Origin of the sequence: Pseudomonas sp. FSL R10-1350 (assembly GCF_009600525.1) — a bacterium.
Classification (GTDB): domain Bacteria; phylum Pseudomonadota; class Gammaproteobacteria; order Pseudomonadales; family Pseudomonadaceae; genus Aquipseudomonas; species Aquipseudomonas helleri.
Genome location: NZ_WIVR01000061.1, coordinates 1 through 16,025, shown reverse-complemented (window position 1 = coordinate 16,025; position 16,025 = coordinate 1). Strand labels below are relative to the sequence as shown.

The following is a 16,025-nucleotide window of genomic DNA, read 5'->3' as shown; positions in this document are numbered from 1 at the left end:
GACCTTATTCACCTTGTTATCTAGTCATATATATGAATATTGGTGGCGAGTATTTCCCCGGACGGGTTGGCTGTCAAGCACCGAATAGCGGCGGGCGCTGTCAGGCACCCGCACGTTTGACGCAGGGCTTATTCGAACACGGGCCGGAAGAAGCTGCGCTCGTAGCTGAGGATGCAGCGGTTGTCTTCAGCCAGCTTGAACGCTGCGATGCATTCAGCATCGGTCTTGGAGCGCTCACGATAGTCTTCGTAGGCGGTCAGGCTGGGGAAGGTAAACATGGCCAGGGCGATATTGTTGGCCCCTTCCGAAGGCAGGAAATAACCGTGATGGGTGCCGCCGAATTTCTCCACCAGCGGGATCCAGATGCGTGCATACGCTTCGAATTCTGCCAGCTGGTAGGGGTCGATCACATAACGCAGGTAACACGTAACCATTTCATCGTTCCTTTGAAGGGTAGAGTCTATTCAGCACGCCCATCGTGATAACCACCGCAGGGATCATCAGCAGCACGGGGTTGAAGGGTATCGGGATAAACAGCGTGATCAGCCATGCGGTAAAAAAGCCTGCGGCGACCAGACCAAAAAGCCAGGTCGGGATCCGTTTTCCGAAGCGTTCACACGCCTGATTGAAGCGCTTAAACCATTGCATCTAAACAACATCCTTGTGAATCGGCCCGCAGAATACGACAAAAACTGACGCTATCTATATTGATGAATCACATAACATTGTGGGAGCGGGCTTGCTCGCGATGGCAACACCTCGGCCATGCGGGTACACCGCATCAATCCAATCGCGAGCAAGCCCGCTCCCACCCTGCCTCTATTTGTGAATGGAGACAATCGTCGCTTTGCTGCCTTCCATGCGGAAGCTGAACGCCACGTTGTCACCCACCGCCAGCCCGGCCAATTGCGCGTCGGTCACGGCAAAGCCCATGGTCATGGGCGGCCATTGCAAAGCCGGGACCGGGCCGTGGGCCAGGGTCACGGTGTGCCTGGCCGGATCAATCGCCTTGATCACGCCTTCGGCACTGGCAGCCGGTGCTTGCTGCTGAGCCTGCATGCCGTCCATTGGCATGCCCGACATGTCTTCTGCATGGGCCGCAACACTGAACGCGGCAACAAGGCTGGCTACGACTGCGAGAGGGAATTTCATAGGGGGTTTCCTTGAGAAGGTTGGGTTTCAACAGGTAAATGGCGACGGCGCATCACGCGGTACGCCGCCGGGATAACAAACAGGGAAAGCAGAGGCGCGGTGAGCATGCCGCCGACCATGGGCGCCGCGATGCGGCTCATGATTTCACTGCCAGTGCCGCCGCCCAGCAAGATCGGCAACAGACCGGCAATGATCACGGCCACGGTCATCGCCTTGGGCCGCACGCGTTGCACGGCGCCTTCGCGAATGGCGGCAACCAGCCCTTGCTCGCCGACCTCGCCCGCCTGCTGGCGCTCGGCCCAGGCGTTCTTCAGGTACAGCAGCATGATCACGCCGAACTCGGCAGACACCCCGGCCAGGGCGATAAACCCGACCCCGGTGGCCACTGACAAGTTGAAGCCCAGCAGGTACAAGAACCACACGCCCCCCGTGAGGGCAAAGGGCAAGGTCGCCATGATCAGCAGGGCTTCGTCGAAACGGCTGAAGGTCAGGTACAGCAGCACAAAGATGATCAGCAAGGTCGCAGGCACGACCAGCTTGAGCCGTGCGTTGGCCCGCTCAAGGTATTCAAACTGGCCCGAGTAATTCACGCTCATGCCAGGTTGCAAGTGCACCTGCTCGCTGATGGCCTGGCGCAAATCCCTCACCACCGATGCCAAATCGCGGTCGCGTACGTCGATATACACCCAGCCGGAAGGCCGCGCGTTTTCACTTTTTAGCATCGGCGGGCCCTCGCTGATGCGCACAGTGGCCACGGTGCCGAGGGTGATCTGGCTGCCCTGCGGGGTGTAGATCGGCAACTGTTGCAGAGCACTCAGCGAGTCCCGCCAGGCACGCGGGTAACGCACATTGATCGGAAAGCGCGCCCGCCCTTCGATGGTTTCACCAACGTTTTCGCCGCCAATCGCCCCGGCCACAATCGCCTGTACATCGGCAATGTTGAGCCCGTAACGGGCCGCTGCCCCACGGTCGATATCGACGTCAATGTAACGCCCGCCCGTAAGCCGTTCAGCCAGCGCCGAACTGACCCCCGGCACGCCCTTGGCCACGCGTTCTATGGCTTGGGCAACGCTGTCGATTGCGGCCAGATCACCGCCGTTGACCTTGACCCCGATAGGGCTTTTGATGCCGGTGGCGAGCATGTCGAGGCGGTTGCGGATCGGCGGCACCCACAAGTTGGTAAGCCCCGGCACCCGCACCACACGGTCCAGCTCCTCTACCAGCTTTTTCGGGGTCATACCGGGACGCCATTGCTCGCGGGGCTTGAACGCAATGGTGGTTTCAAACATCTCCAGCGGCGCCGGGTCGGTGGCGCTTTCGGCGCGACCGGCCTTGCCCGACACGTGGGCAACTTCCGGCACGGTCTTGATCAACCGGTCGGTGAGTTGCAGAAGTTGCGCGGCCTTTTGCGCCGACAACCCTGGCAGCGCTGACGGCATGTACAGCAAATCCCCTTCATCCAGTGGCGGCAGAAATTCCCCGCCCAGCCGCGACATTGGCCACAAGGCGCTGACGAACACCAGCAAGGCAACCGCCAAAGTGGTTTTCGGACGGCGCAATACCACGTCCAGCGCCGGTTGATACAGCCGGATCAAACCACGGTTGAGCGGGTTCTTTTTTTCGTCGGGGATGGGCCCGCGAATCCAGTAGCCCATCAGCACCGGCACCAAGGTCACCGACAACCCGGCAGCAGCGGCCATCGACCAGGTTTTGGTGAACGCCAGCGGGCCGAACAGCCGCCCTTCCTGCGCCTCCAGGGTGAACACCGGGATAAACGACAAGGTGATGATCAGCAGGCAAAAGAATAACGCCGGCCCGACTTCCGTGGCGGCCTGGGTGATCACCTGCCAATGCTGGGCCCCCTTCAGTTCTTCACCGGGATGCGCGTGGTGCCAGGCTTCGATTCTTTTATGGGCGTTCTCGATCATCACCACCGCCGCATCGACCATGGCGCCGATGGCAATCGCGATACCGCCCAGCGACATGATGTTGGCGTTGATGCCCTGATAACGCATCACAATAAAGGCCATCAACACCCCCACCGGCAGCGAGATAATCGCCACCAGCGATGAGCGCAGATGCCACAGGAAGACCCCGCACACCAGCGCCACCACCAGGAACTCCTCCAGCAGCTTGTGGTTGAGGTTGTCCACCGCCCGATCAATCAGCTGGCTGCGGTCGTAGGTGGTCACGATCTCTACACCCGCGGGCAGGCTGGCTTTCAGCTCATCGAGCTTTTGCTTGACCGTAGCAATGGTCTCGCGAGCGTTTTTGCCGCTGCGCAGAATCACCACGCCGCCCACGGCCTCGCCTTGACCGTCGAGTTCTGAAATGCCCCGGCGCAATTCCGGCCCCAGCTGAATGTTTGCTACGTCCCCCAGCGTGACCGGTACCGCACCGACGCCAAGTTTGAGCGGGATTGCCCGGAAGTCCTCCAGGGTCTTGAGGTAGCCCGACGCCCGCACCATAAACTCGCTTTCGGCCATGGTCAGCACCGCGCCGCCGGTCTCCTGATTGGCCTTGCCGATGGCCTCAGTGACTTCAGCCTGAGTAATGCCCAGCGCGGCCATTTTCAGGGGATCGAGCTGCACCTGATACTGCTTGACCATCCCGCCCACAGTCGCCACTTCCGCCACATTGGGCAGGGTTTTAAGTTCGAACTTGAGAAACCAGTCTTGCAGGGCGCGCAATTGTGCGAGGTCATGCTTGCCACTGCGATCCACCAGCCAATACTGATAAATCCAGCCCACCCCCGTGGCATCCGGGCCCAGCGCCGGTTTGGCGCTGGCGGGCAAGCGGCCTTGAATCTGGCTCAGGTACTCCAGCACCCGCGAGCGCGCCCAATACAGGTCGGTGCCGTCTTCAAACAACACGTAGACAAAGCTGTCACCGAAAAACGAATAGCCACGCACGGCCTTGGCGCCAGGCACCGAGAGCATGGTGGTGGTCAACGGGTAAGTGACCTGGTTTTCGACAATTTGCGGGGCTTGCCCAGGGTACGGCGTGCGGATAATCACCTGCACATCGGACAAGTCCGGCAGGGCATCAATCGGCGTGTTTTGCACCGACCAGATGCCCCACGCCGTCACAAACAACGTCGCCAGCAACACCAGCATCCGGTTGCCGACAGACCAGCGAATCAGCGCGGCAATCATGGCTGGCTCCCGGTTGGCAGGTTTGGCGCCAGCGGCGTGACGTCCAGCCCCTTGAGGCTGGCCTCGGAGTCAAGCAGGAACTGGCCTGAACTTACTACCTGCTGGCCTTCTTGCAGCCCTTGCAGGATGGCGGTCTGGCCATCGTTTTCAGACCCGGTACGCACCTCAACCGGGCGGTAATGCCCGCCCTCCTCAGCCAGCATGACCAAGGCTTGATGGCCGGTGCGAATCACTGCCTCGCTGGGCACCCACAGCACATGCTGATCGATGCTTTGCTCAAGGCTGACCTGCGCGGTCAAACCCGGTCGCAGCCGTGCACCGGGGTTCGCCAGTTCGACCCGCACCTGCAACGTGCGGCTGTCGGCGTTGGTTTGAGGCAGGATCGTGCTGACCGTGCCCTTGAACACCTCCCCGGCAAAGGCCGGTAAACGTGCCTCGACGGTTTGCCCCGGCGCAACGGCTGCGGCTTGCGCCTCGGGCACCGCCAGGGTCAACCAGACGCTGCCCAGGCCATTGACCTGGGCCAGGGTTTCACCAAGCCCCAAGGTCATGCCCTGACGCACATTCAACGTCTGCAACACGCCGCCCACCGGGCTGGTGACGGTCAACACCGGCTGCACCTTGCCACTGCGCTCGACCTGCGCAATCAGTGCTGGCGGCATGCCCGTGAGGCGCAGACGCTGACGCGCCGCCGCCAGCAGCGCGGAATCACCCACGCGCTTGAGCGCCAGAAACTCTTCCTGCGCCGCCGCCCATTCCGGCACCAGAACATCCGCCAGCGCAGCGTCGGGTTTGAGCACATCACCGGGCGCAAGATTGTAGACACGCTCGACAAAGCCCGGCGTGCGCGCCTGAATCACGGCCACATCACGCTCATTGAAGCCCAGCACCCCGGACGCCATGACACGGGTCGCCAACATGCCGCGACTGACCGTGGCCAGGCGCACACCGAGATTTTCGGTCTGCCCCGGATCAACCCGCAGCGTTTGCGCGTCGGCTTTATCGTCGGCGTACTGCGCCACCAATTGCATGTCCATAAAAGGCGACTTGCCCGGTTTATCGAACTTTTGCTGCGGGAACATCGGGTCATACCAGTACAACGCCTTGGGCGCGCTGGCCGCCATTGACGGCGCCATGCCGGTGTCACGCGGTTGCCCCGCCCACCAGCCTGCTGCCACACCCAACGCCAGCGCAGCGACTACCAGCCCGGTTACTTTGGTTTTATTAAATGTCATGTGCGCCTTCCCCATAAGCGAAATACAGACGGGCATTGACCGCTGCGCGCTGCTCTTCAACGTCCACCTGTTTGAGGCGGGCCTGGATCAACTCGCGACGTGCCGTGACCAGCGCATTCAGATCACCTTTGCCTGCGCGGTAACTGGCCATGCTCAACGCGACCTTCTCTTGGGCCAGCGGAATCAGGCTGTCCTGACCGCGTTGCACGGCACGGTTAAGGCGCTGAAAATCGGCCAGGTCATCGTCCAGTTGCCGGGTATGCTCGCGGGTCATGTCTTCGCGCTCGGCATCCAACTGATCAAGGTCGGCTTGCCGGGCGGCAATCACCGGGTTTTGTCGGCGACCGGGAAATATCGGTAAATCCCAGGAAAACTGCACGCTGACCATGTCACCGAATTGCTGCCCACGGTGCTGGTAGTCGAGTTCCCAACTCCAGTCCGAGTGCTTCTGGGCCTCAGCCTCATGCAGCTTGGCTTGCGCCTCGCGGGTCATGGGTTCAAAGGCCGCGAGCTGCGGATGGTGCTGCACGTTATGGGTGTACATCCCGCCTTCGACCGGCCATTCGGGCAAGCGCCCAAACGGCGTATCGTTGCCCGCCGGGCCAATCCAGCGCTTGAGTGCGGCATGGGCCTGGGCACGCTGTTGCTGCAACTCATCCTGCTGCTCAGCCAACAATGCAGCTTCCTGTTTGGGGGTCACGGCATCAGAGGGTTGCGCGCGGCCGCCCGCAATCGCCGCACGCACGGCATCGCCAAACAGGCGATTTTCAGCGTAGAAATCCTGGAACAGCGCGTCTTTGCGCTCCACTGAATAACTGTTGATCCACGCCAATGCGGTGGCTTGACGCACATTCAGCCGCGCCACCCGGCGCTGGGCAATGGCGGTGTCCACAGCGGCATCGGCCACTTCAATGCGCGCCTTGCGCTTCTCGCTATTGGGCATGTCCTGACGGATGCCGACCATTTGCATGGTCATGAAATCGCGGTCCAGGCTGCCGCGATCGGGGCCGCCCACCGGGAAGTTCTGCACCCCCAGCACCAGTTTTGGGTCCGGTAATTCGCCCGCCGGGATCGCGGCACTGCTGGCCGCTTGCACGCTGGCATTTTGGGCCGCCAGCGCAGGCGCCGTATTGTCGGCCAGGCGTAGCGCTTCATCGAGGGTCAGGCCACCCGCGAAACTCGGCCACGCCAGCACACTTGCCACCAGGCCGACGCATACGCGCAAGCCCGTGCCAAAGCACATGGGTTTCATGTTTTAGATTCCTGTGAAGATCCCGTGCACGCTGCAAACACAGCACACAACTGTGCCTCGCGCTGATGCGCAAGACGGTTCAAAGAGGGACAGGAATCAAACCCGTGGCGGGCGCCACACCCCGGACGGGGCGGAAGTGGGTACGGCATCGCTGAACAGGGCCAGCGTGAGCGGATTGGGCAAGGAAAGTGCGGGCTTGATGACCGAAATTTGCAACATCGTCCCGGTTTTGCATTCCTGGCCGGGTTTGCACGACTTGCCATGTTCGGACGGCGCCTTGCTGTCGTCGCAGCAGTCCATGCCCATGTCGTTCATCATCTTCATGCCCAACACTTGCATGGGGCACGGGTCTGCCGGTGCCTGCACACCCGCCATCCCACTCAAGGGAAGCGCGAGGCTCAGGACAAAAATAAGGCAAAGCCGCAGATAGCGTTTCATGGGGCGCGAGTTTAATCGTTAAAAATGACGGTTACAATTAGCCGACTCGCGCTATCAGAGCGTGCTGGAATTAAGCGGAGATTATGTTCAGCGTTTTATTCGGTAGACGCGAGCCGCTTAATAATTACGGATAAATATCGATTAACGAAAACGGTTTCGCTAAGCTGCACACAGTCCACATCCACCCTTAACCTTCGGCGGTGAGCGCATGATCGAAGTTACTGAAGTTTCCATTGCCCAACTGCGTGAAGCGCTCGATTCGGGCCAGACCACCGCGGTTGAGCTGGTCAAGTCGTACCTTGCACGCATCGAGGCCTATGACGGCCCGAACACGCCGACCGCGCTAAACGCGCTGGTGGTGCGCAACCCCGAAGCCCTTAAAGAAGCCGAAGCGTCGGACGCCCGTCGCGCCAGGGGTGAAACCCTCGGCCCGCTGGACGGGATCCCCTATACCGCCAAGGACAGTTACCTGATCAAGGGCCTGACAGCCGCGTCCGGTAGCCCGGCCTTTAAAGACCTGATCGCTTATCGCGATGCGTTCACCATTGAGCGTTTGCGTGCCGCCGGGGCCATTTGCCTGGGCAAAACCAACATGCCGCCCATGGCCAACGGCGGCATGCAACGCGGGGTGTATGGCCGCGCCGAAAGCCCGTACAACGCTGACTACCTGACTGCGCCCTTCGCCTCCGGCTCGTCCAATGGCGCTGGTACGGCCACCGCTGCGAGTTTCTCGGCGTTTGGGCTGGCCGAAGAAACCTGGTCCAGCGGGCGCGGCCCGGCGTCCAATAACGGCCTGTGCGCGTACACGCCATCTCGCGGAGTGATCTCGGTTCGCGGTAACTGGCCGCTGACGCCGACCATGGACGTGGTCGTGCCCTATGCCAGAACCATGGCCGACCTGCTGCAAGTGCTCGACGTGGTGGTTGCCGAAGACCCGGACACCCGTGGCGACCTGTGGCGCATGCAGCCCTGGGTGCCGCTGCCAAGTGTTGAATCCGTGCGCCCGGCGTCGTACCTGGATTTGGCCGCCAGCGCTGAATCCCTGGCCGGCAAGCGCTTTGGCGTGCCGCGCATGTACATCAATGCCGACCCGCTGGCCGGCACCGCAGAAAACCCCGGCATCGGCGGCCCGACCGGGCAGCGCATCATCACCCGCGCTTCGGTCATCGACCTGTGGCAAGCCGCGCGCAAGGCCCTTGAGGCCAAGGGCGCCGAAGTGATCGAAGTCGACTTCCCGCTGGTGTCCAATTGCGAAGGCGACCGTCCGGGCGCGCCTACCGTGTTCACCCGCGGGCTGGTGTCCAAGGAGTTCATGCACGACGAATTGTGGGAGCTGTCAGCCTGGGCCTTCGATGACTTCCTGCGTGCCAACGGCGACCCGAAACTCAACCGCCTGGCCGACGTGGATGGCCCGCAGATTTTCCCGCACGACCCGGGCACCCTGCCCAACCGCGAAGATGAACTGGCTGCGGGCATGGATGAGTACGTGCGCATGGCCCAGCGTGGGATTACCCCGTGGGACCAGATCGCGAGCTTGCCGGACGGCCTGCGAGGCCTGGAACAGACCCGCAAGATCGACCTTGAAGAATGGATGGACGATCTGGGCCTGGATGCCGTGCTGTTCCCGACTGTCGCGGATGTAGGCCCGGCCGACGCCGATGTTAATCCGGCATCAGCCGACATTGCCTGGAGCAACGGCGTATGGGTCGCCAACGGCAACCTGGCGATCCGTCATTTGGGCGTGCCGACCGTCACCGTGCCGATGGGTGTGATGGCAGACATCGGCATGCCGGTGGGCCTGACCTTTGCCGGGCGCGCTTACGACGATTCGGCGTTGCTGAGCATTGCTTCGGCGTTTGAAGCACTGGGCAGCAAACGCAAGATCCCGCCCCGCACCCCGCCGCTGAATACCGCTCTGTAGGCTTGAGTTGGCTCGCGATCTTTTGTCAAAGATCGCGAGCACGATCACTACAGGATGCTAATGCTTCAGTGGTTATAAGCCCGCTCGTTATGCTCAGCCAGATCCAGCCCCAGCTCTTCCACGGCATCGTCGGCACGTAAACCCATCACGCGGTCGATGATTTTCAGAATCACCCAACTGGCGGCAAAGCAATACACCGTGGTCAGCAATACGCCCTTAATCTGCGCCATCACTTGCGCGCCCATGCTCACGCCATCCACCAGACCACCCAACGACGGCACACAGAACACCCCGGTCAGCACTGCACCGATCATCCCGCCAATGCCATGCAAGCCGAATACGTCCAGGCTGTCGTCATAACCGATACGGCGCTTGAGCACGGTGACGCTCAGGTAGCAGAACACCCCGCACAACAAGCCGATGGCCAGCGCACCGCCGACGCCGACATAAGCACACGCCGGGGTAATACCCACCAGTCCGGCCAGTGCACCGCAGGCCAAGCCTTGAGCACTGGGTTTGCCGACCTTGAACCACTCGGTGAACATCCAGCCCAGAATGCCTGCGCATGCGCCCAACTGGGTGTTGAGCATCACCATCCCGGACAACCCGCTCAAGCCGCCGCCCGAACCGATATTGAAGCCAAACCAGCCGACCCACAGCATCGCCGCACCGGCCATGGTCAGGCTCAGGTTGTGCGCGGGCATCGGGGTGTTCTGGTAGCCCTTGCGCTTGCCCAAAATCAGGCAAGCGGCCAAGGCGGCAACCCCGGCATTGATGTGCACCGCCGTACCACCGGCATAATCCAGCACGCCCCAGTTATGCATTAATGCACCGGGCCCGCCCCAGACCATGTGCGCCACCGGTGCGTACACCAGGGTGAACCACACCGCCATGAACAGCAGCGCCGCCGAGAACTTCATGCGCTCGGCAAAGGCACCGGCGATCAGCGCCGGGGTGATGATGGCGAAGGTCATCTGAAAGGTCACGTACACCCCTTCCGGGATGTCACCCACCAGGCTGTCGGCGTTAATGCCTTTCAAAAAGGCTTGCCCCAGGCCACCAACAAAACTGTTGAAGGTCACCTGCCCCTCCACCATGCCCGTGGTATCCACCACCATGCTGTAGCCATAGATCACCCACAGCACGCCCACCACCCCGGCAATTCCGAAGCACTGGGTAAACAGTGAAAGCATGTTCTTGGCCCGCACCAGGCCGCCATAAAACAGCGCCAGACCGGGCAGGCACATAAACAACACGAGCGCGGCAGCGGTGATCATCCAGGCGGTGCTGCCGGTGTTCAAGACGGGGGCATCGGCGGCCTGAGCCAGCGGTGCCAACAGCATGGCTGTGCACACCATCAAAGAAGATTTGCCGAGAGGGCGATTGACCATGTTCAAAGCTCCTGCAAAAGAACGTTCGAAATTGTAGGAGCGAGCTTGTCTCGCGATCTTTTAAAAGATCAAAAGATCGCGAGACAAGCTCGCTCCTACGAGGTGGGGTCTATCAGTAGCCGGAGCCCGGTACCCAACTGGTGCCCGCCAGCGGCACGCGGGCCATGGCGGCCGACTCCACGGTCAGGGCGACCAAGTCTTCGGGGTCAAGATTGTGCAGGTGCGATTTGCCACAGGCCCGGGCCATGGTCTGGGCTTCCAGCACCATCACCCGCAGGTAGTTGGCCAATCGCCGACCGCCTTCGACCGGGTCCAGACGCTTGGACAGCTCCGGGTCCTGGGTGGTGATCCCGGCGGGGTCGCGGCCGTTCTGCCAGTCGTCGTAGTAACCCGCTGCCGAACCGATTTTCTTCAGTTCGGCGTCCAGCCGCGGATGGTTGTCACCCAGGGCGATCAAGGCTGCCGTGCCAATGGCCACAGCGTCTGCCCCCAGGGCCATGGCCTTGGCTACATCGGCGCCATTGCGGATGCCGCCCGAGACAATCAACTGTACTTTGCGGTGCATGCCCATCTCTTGCAGGGCCTGAATTGCTTGCGGGATGGCCGACAAAATCGGGATGCCGACGTGTTCGATAAACACTTCCTGAGTGGCCGCCGTGCCGCCTTGCATACCGTCAAGCACGATCACGTCGGCCCCGGCTTTGACCGCCAGTTTGACGTCGTAGTACGGACGGCTGGCGCCGATTTTTACGTAGATGGGTTTTTCCCAGTCGGTAATTTCCCGCAGTTCGGCAATTTTGATCGCCAGGTCGTCCGGGCCGGTCCAGTCCGGGTGACGGCAGGCGCTGCGCTGATCGACGCCAATCGGCAAGGTGCGCATCCCGGCCACTCGCTCAGTGACTTTCATCCCCAGCAGCATGCCGCCACCGCCCGGTTTGGCGCCCTGCCCGAGGACGATTTCAATCGCGTCGGCCTTGCGCAAATCGTCCGGGTTCATGCCGTAGCGAGACGGCAAATACTGGTACACCAAATGCTGCGACTGGCCACGCTCTTCCGGGGTCATACCACCGTCGCCGGTGGTGGTACTGGTACCGGCGATGGTCGCGCCACGGCCCAGGGCTTCCTTGGCATTGGCCGACAAGGCACCGAAACTCATCCCGGCGATGGTCACCGGGATTTTCAGGTGAATCGGCTTCTTCGCGAAGCGGTTGCCGAGGATTACATCGGTGCCGCACTTCTCGCGATAGCCTTCCAGCGGGTAGCGCGAGACGCTGGCGCCGAGCAGCAGCAAGTCATCGAAATGTGGCAGTTTGCGTTTGGTGCCACCGCCGCGAATATCATAGATACCGGTTTCGGCCGCGCGCTGGATCTCCTGAATGGTCAGGCGATCGAAGGTGGCCGATTCGCGCAGTACCGGCGTGGTGGGCGTTGGGTTAGTGGAATCGCTCATGGGGTTCTCCTCGCGCGGATCAGTACGCGGACGCGTTATCGACTTTGAAGTTGTACAGCTGACGAGCCGAGCCATAGCGCTTGAACTCGGCGGCTTTATGCGCAAAACCGGCCACATCCAGCAGCCCTTGCAGCTCTTGCAAATGCTCGGCGCGCATCTCTTTTTCAACACAGTCCGACCCCAGCGACTCGACGCTGCCGCGCACATAGATGTGGGTTTCGTACAGCGAGTCGCCCAGTGCATCACCGGCATCGCCGCACACCACCAGACGCCCGGCCTGGCCCATAAAACAGCTCATGTGGCCAATGCTGCCGCCGACCACAATGTCGATGCCTTTCATGGAGATCCCGCAGCGCGCCCCGGCATCGCCCTCAATCACCAGCAAGCCGCCATGGGCAGTGGCCCCGGCCGCCTGCGAGGCGCTGCCTTTGACCCGCACCACACCCGACATCATGTTCTCGGCGCAGCCCACGCCGACGTTGCCGTGAACGGTAATCGTCGCCTGCTGGTTCATGCCCGCGCAGTAGTAACCGGCGTGACCTTCAATATCGATGGACACGGCCTGGTTCACGCCCACCGCGAGGTTGTGCTTGCCGTTGGAGTGCGTCACCCGCCATTCGGCGTCGATAACGTTATGCACCTGGTCGTGCAGCGCCTGATTGAGTTCGCGCACGCTGGCAGTGGAAAGATCGATAGTTTTCATGTGTGCGCTCCTTAAGCTGACTCGCGTTCCCAGATGTACAACGTGGCCGGTGCCGGTTCCCAGATCCGTGCGTGTTCAATGCCCGGCAGGCTCGATAGCGCCTGATACTCAGAAGCCATGGCCACGTAATCGTCGGTTTCGGCCAAAATCGCCGGTTTGCAGGCAATCGGGTCGCGGATCACCGCAAACCCGTTACGGGTGCCGATGGCGAAGGTATAGAAGCCGTCGAGGTCTTCCAGCGCGTGGTCCAGCGCTTCTTTCAGCGAGTCACCCTGCTGCAGGCGCCAGGTCAGGTAACCGGCCGCGACTTCGGTGTCGTTGTCGGTTTCGAAATGAATCCCTTCGCGCTTGAGTTCCTGACGCAGGCGGAAGTGATTGGACAGCGAGCCGTTGTGCACCAGGCACAAGTCGGCGCCAGTCGAAAACGGGTGGCTGCCTTCCATGGTCACCGCACTTTCTGTGGCCATGCGGGTGTGGCCGATGATGTGGCTGCCCTGCATGCCGGTCAGGCCGAAGCGCCGGGAAATGTCCTCAGGCAGGCCCATGCCCTTAAGGATCTCGATGCTCTGCCCGGCGCTCATGATTCGCACCGTCGGCGCCAGCTCAGCCAGTGCTGCACGCACCGACGCCTCGTCGGCATTGACCTTGAGCACCGCAGCGCTGGCGTTCTGGAACCAGTCCAGCGAGCAGCCCAGGCGTCCTTCCAGCGCACCCATCAGGCTGTTCCAGTCAAAGCTTTCAGTGGTTGCCTGCAACGTCAATTTGACCCAGCCTGCCGCCACTTCGTCGCCGTAGATAGCAAAGCCGGCACTGTCCGGGCCGCGATCCGTCATGGCCTGCAACATGGGTTCAAACAACGTGCCGAGCCGGGCTTCCAGCTGCGGGTTTTTCAGATACAGACCTACGATTCCACACATATGAGCAGTCCTCAGGTTGTTCGGGAGCGGCTGTGCCGCCAGACATAATCAGAAGAATTCGGTGTAACGCTTGATTTCCCAGTCGGAGACGTGGCGGCTGTACTCCACCCACTCCATGCGTTTGAGCTTGATAAACTCGCCAACGATTTGCGGGCCGAGCACCTCGGCAAACAGCGGGTCGGCTTGCAACGCGTCACAGGCTTCCTTGAGCGATTGCGGCAAGGTCTTGATGCCCCGGGCGGCAATTTCTTCGAGGCTCAGGCTGTAGAGGTTTTCGTTGCAGACGTGGTCGATTTCCAGTTGACGATCGATGCCGTCGAGCCCGGCCGCGATGATCGCTGCGCTGACCAGATACGGGTTGCACCCGGCATCTGGCAGGCGAAACTCCAGACGCCCGTAAGGCACGCGGACCATGGCCGAACGGTTGTTGGCGCCGAAGGCGATAAAGGCCGGTGCCCAGGTGGCGCCGGACAGGGACTGCCCCACCACCAGGCGTTTGTAAGAGTTGACGGTCGGCGCAGCGAAGGCACACAGGGCCGGGCCGTGGGCGAGCAGACCGGCAGCAAAGTGATAAGCCATTTTCGACAGGCCCATGCCGCTGGGATCACTGGCGTCATGGAACAGGTTTTTGTTCTCGGCGCTGCTGATCGACAGGTGAAAGTGCATGCCGTTGCCCGCCCGCTTGGGGTCCGGCTTGGGCATGAATGAGCAAATCATGCCCAAATCATTGGCGATCTCACCGGCCGCCATGCGAAAAAACGTAAACCGGTCGGCGGAGGTCAGCGCATCGCTGTAGGTGTAATTGATCTCGAATTGGCCGTTGGCGTCTTCGTGGTCAATTTGGTAGACCTCAAAGTCCACCGCTTGCAGGGCTTCGGTGAGTTTTTCCAGAAACTCTCTTGAGCGCGACAGGCCTTTGTAGTCGTAGCAAGGCTTGTCGAGGTTGTCGCTGGGGTCGACCAGTTGCAGCGTGCCCTGCTCGTCACGGCGCATCAGGTTGAACTCCGGCTCCAGCCCGGTGTTGAGGGTCCAGCCCTTGTCCGCCAGGCGCTGCACTTGTTGCTGCAACACATAACGGCTGTCGTAAGGGTGCGGCTTGCCATCAACATGCCCCACGCACACCACTCGCCCGTAACCTGGCTGCCAGGGCACCGGGGTCAGGGTCGACAAATCGCCACGGGCCATAAAATCCGCGCCGTGGGGCTCCATGCCCATGCCACTAATGGCAAAACCGGCGAACCCGGCGCCCTCTTCGGCGACGGTCTTGAGGCCACAAATCGGCACCGACTTGGTTTTCGCCGCACCGTGAATATCGACAAACTGCGCAAGCACGTACTTGATCCCGTGCTTATCGATGATGCGCTGGGTTTCTGCTGGCAGCATTACTCGTCACTCCTGGCGAAAGGCAAAACAGTGAGGGTTGGCCTTAACCGTCTTTTTATTCCTAAAAAGAAAGTTAGTTTCCCAGTAGGAATGCAAAGCCCTTGCCAGAGTTGTCAGCGCTGCATCAAAACGCCTCCAGGTACGTTTTCGTGCTGTCTATATGGGAAAAATCTTTTCCCGGTGGGAATATGGCCAATGATCCGCTAGCCTGTAGTCAGCTTTTTGCACTTTCTCAGTGCGAAACTATTATTACTGAACGGAAAGTGTGCAGGACTGAATGACGATGCCAACCGAACCCGCTCCACGGCTCAAGCTTGAGCAATACTTGGGCATGCAGATAAAGCGCCAACGTCAGGCTCAGGATTTGAAGTTGTCCGACGTGGCCAAAATTGCCGATATCAGCCAGGGCATGTTGAGCAAAATCGAAAACGCCCAGGTCTCTACCAGCCTCGATACCTTGAGCCGCCTGTGCGACGTGCTCGGCTTGCCGATGTCCAAGCTGTTCAGTGAATACGATCAGCAGGACGGCAGCGCGCTGCTGGTCAAGGCCGACCAGGGCATGGAAGTGGTGCGCCGGGGCACCGAGAAAGGCCATACCTATCACTTGCTCAACCACACACGCGGCCCGAAAAAGAGTTTTGAGGCGTACATGGTGAGCATGGACGACGCCAGCGAAGAGTTCCCGACCTTCGCCCATCCGGGCACCGAGTTTTTGCATTTGCTGGAAGGCGAATTGATTTATCGCCACGGCAACCAGTTGTACCGCATGCAGGCGGGCGACAGCCTGACCTTTGAAGGCGACATCCCCCACGGGCCAGAACAGCTTGTGCAAGTACCGATTCGTTTGTTGTCGATCATGAACTACGGCAACGACAAGGAATAAGCCATCCCCTCTTTGGCTGCCGCCCCGTCTTCGATACCGCATTGTCGCGCAGCAAAAAGGCCACCGAATATCTTCAGCATCCCCCAATCGGTTCCCTCTCCTTCGGGAGTGTATGGACCGGGGACATAGCGAACACAATGTTCGG

14 protein-coding genes are annotated in these 16,025 nt (G+C 60.9%); 2 read left to right on the top strand and 12 right to left on the bottom strand.

Translation table 11 applies throughout. The features are described from left to right. Positions 1 to 128 precede the first annotated feature (128 nt). From GHO25_RS20915 to GHO25_RS20885, 7 genes are all read right to left on the bottom strand, one after another. Positions 129 to 434 carry an NIPSNAP family protein gene (locus GHO25_RS20915; protein ID WP_048369143.1) on the bottom strand — a complete coding sequence of 102 codons (306 nt, stop codon included), beginning with the start codon at positions 432 to 434 and terminating at the stop codon, positions 129 to 131. 1 nt (position 435) lies between these two features. Beyond that, a complete protein-coding gene (locus GHO25_RS20910) occupies positions 436 to 648 on the bottom strand; it encodes a hypothetical protein (RefSeq protein WP_153392170.1) in 213 nt (70 codons plus the stop codon). Positions 649 to 819: 171 nt separating this feature from the next. Next, positions 820 to 1,152, bottom strand: coding sequence for a copper-binding protein (locus tag GHO25_RS20905; protein ID WP_153392168.1), 333 nt, complete (start codon positions 1,150 to 1,152; stop codon positions 820 to 822). After that, a complete protein-coding gene (locus GHO25_RS20900; protein WP_153392166.1) occupies positions 1,149 to 4,307 on the bottom strand; it encodes an efflux RND transporter permease subunit in 3,159 nt (1,052 codons plus the stop codon). Before GHO25_RS20900 ends, GHO25_RS20905 begins: the two co-directional genes overlap by 4 nt. Next, positions 4,304 to 5,542 (bottom strand): efflux RND transporter periplasmic adaptor subunit, encoded by a 1,239-nt coding sequence (locus GHO25_RS20895; RefSeq protein ID WP_153392164.1) that lies wholly within the window; start codon positions 5,540 to 5,542, stop codon positions 4,304 to 4,306. Before GHO25_RS20895 ends, GHO25_RS20900 begins: the two co-directional genes overlap by 4 nt. Then, positions 5,532 to 6,794: a TolC family protein gene (locus tag GHO25_RS20890; protein WP_153392162.1), complete on the bottom strand. Its 1,263-nt coding sequence runs from the start codon at positions 6,792 to 6,794 to the stop codon at positions 5,532 to 5,534. The genes GHO25_RS20895 and GHO25_RS20890 overlap by 11 nt, the downstream gene beginning before the upstream one ends. Before the next feature lie 96 nt (positions 6,795 to 6,890). Continuing rightward, complete coding sequence (locus tag GHO25_RS20885; RefSeq protein ID WP_048369148.1) at positions 6,891 to 7,232, bottom strand: hypothetical protein; 342 nt, start codon at positions 7,230 to 7,232, stop codon at positions 6,891 to 6,893. 208 nt (positions 7,233 to 7,440) lie between these two features. On the opposite strand from GHO25_RS20885, the gene GHO25_RS20880 reads away from it, so the two are divergent. Next, positions 7,441 to 9,153, top strand: coding sequence for an amidase (locus GHO25_RS20880; RefSeq protein ID WP_153392161.1), 1,713 nt, complete (start codon positions 7,441 to 7,443; stop codon positions 9,151 to 9,153). A 65-nt stretch (positions 9,154 to 9,218) separates the two neighbouring features. Here GHO25_RS20880 and GHO25_RS20875 read toward each other — a convergent pair whose 3' ends face one another. The 5 genes from GHO25_RS20875 to glnT form a co-directional block, all read right to left on the bottom strand. After that, positions 9,219 to 10,544: an ammonium transporter gene (locus GHO25_RS20875; RefSeq protein WP_153392159.1), complete on the bottom strand. Its 1,326-nt coding sequence runs from the start codon at positions 10,542 to 10,544 to the stop codon at positions 9,219 to 9,221. A 112-nt stretch (positions 10,545 to 10,656) separates the two neighbouring features. Then, positions 10,657 to 11,994: an FMN-binding glutamate synthase family protein gene (locus GHO25_RS20870; RefSeq protein WP_153392157.1), complete on the bottom strand. Its 1,338-nt coding sequence runs from the start codon at positions 11,992 to 11,994 to the stop codon at positions 10,657 to 10,659. A 19-nt stretch (positions 11,995 to 12,013) separates the two neighbouring features. Beyond that, complete coding sequence (locus tag GHO25_RS20865) at positions 12,014 to 12,697, bottom strand: protein glxC (protein WP_048387485.1); 684 nt, start codon at positions 12,695 to 12,697, stop codon at positions 12,014 to 12,016. 11 nt (positions 12,698 to 12,708) lie between these two features. Beyond that, positions 12,709 to 13,614, bottom strand: a complete 906-nt coding sequence (locus tag GHO25_RS20860; RefSeq protein WP_153392155.1) for a glutamine amidotransferase family protein — start codon at positions 13,612 to 13,614, stop codon at positions 12,709 to 12,711. A gap of 48 nt (positions 13,615 to 13,662) precedes the next feature. Further along, entirely contained in the window at positions 13,663 to 14,997 is a 1,335-nt protein-coding gene (gene glnT / locus GHO25_RS20855; RefSeq protein ID WP_048369154.1) for a type III glutamate--ammonia ligase, read from the bottom strand. Between the two features lie 283 nt (positions 14,998 to 15,280). Between glnT and GHO25_RS20850 the strand changes: the two genes are divergently transcribed. Continuing rightward, positions 15,281 to 15,880 (top strand): helix-turn-helix domain-containing protein, encoded by a 600-nt coding sequence (locus GHO25_RS20850; protein ID WP_048369155.1) that lies wholly within the window; start codon positions 15,281 to 15,283, stop codon positions 15,878 to 15,880. Positions 15,881 to 16,025 lie beyond the last annotated feature (145 nt).

Excerpts from the sequence above, each read along its gene's own strand:
- GHO25_RS20915 (WP_048369143.1), bottom strand. The coding sequence starts at position 434 with ATGGTTACGTGTTACCTGCGTTATGTGATCGACCCCTACCAGCTGGCA.
- GHO25_RS20910 (WP_153392170.1), bottom strand. The coding sequence starts at position 648 with ATGCAATGGTTTAAGCGCTTCAATCAGGCGTGTGAACGCTTCGGAAAA.
- GHO25_RS20905 (WP_153392168.1), bottom strand. The coding sequence starts at position 1,152 with ATGAAATTCCCTCTCGCAGTCGTAGCCAGCCTTGTTGCCGCGTTCAGT.
- GHO25_RS20900 (WP_153392166.1), bottom strand. The coding sequence starts at position 4,307 with ATGATTGCCGCGCTGATTCGCTGGTCTGTCGGCAACCGGATGCTGGTG.
- GHO25_RS20895 (WP_153392164.1), bottom strand. The coding sequence starts at position 5,542 with ATGACATTTAATAAAACCAAAGTAACCGGGCTGGTAGTCGCTGCGCTG.
- GHO25_RS20890 (WP_153392162.1), bottom strand. The coding sequence starts at position 6,794 with ATGAAACCCATGTGCTTTGGCACGGGCTTGCGCGTATGCGTCGGCCTG.
- GHO25_RS20885 (WP_048369148.1), bottom strand. The coding sequence starts at position 7,232 with ATGAAACGCTATCTGCGGCTTTGCCTTATTTTTGTCCTGAGCCTCGCG.
- GHO25_RS20880 (WP_153392161.1), top strand. The coding sequence starts at position 7,441 with ATGATCGAAGTTACTGAAGTTTCCATTGCCCAACTGCGTGAAGCGCTC.
- GHO25_RS20875 (WP_153392159.1), bottom strand. The coding sequence starts at position 10,544 with ATGGTCAATCGCCCTCTCGGCAAATCTTCTTTGATGGTGTGCACAGCC.
- GHO25_RS20870 (WP_153392157.1), bottom strand. The coding sequence starts at position 11,994 with ATGAGCGATTCCACTAACCCAACGCCCACCACGCCGGTACTGCGCGAA.
- GHO25_RS20865 (WP_048387485.1), bottom strand. The coding sequence starts at position 12,697 with ATGAAAACTATCGATCTTTCCACTGCCAGCGTGCGCGAACTCAATCAG.
- GHO25_RS20860 (WP_153392155.1), bottom strand. The coding sequence starts at position 13,614 with ATGTGTGGAATCGTAGGTCTGTATCTGAAAAACCCGCAGCTGGAAGCC.
- glnT (WP_048369154.1), bottom strand. The coding sequence starts at position 14,997 with ATGCTGCCAGCAGAAACCCAGCGCATCATCGATAAGCACGGGATCAAG.
- GHO25_RS20850 (WP_048369155.1), top strand. The coding sequence starts at position 15,281 with ATGCCAACCGAACCCGCTCCACGGCTCAAGCTTGAGCAATACTTGGGC.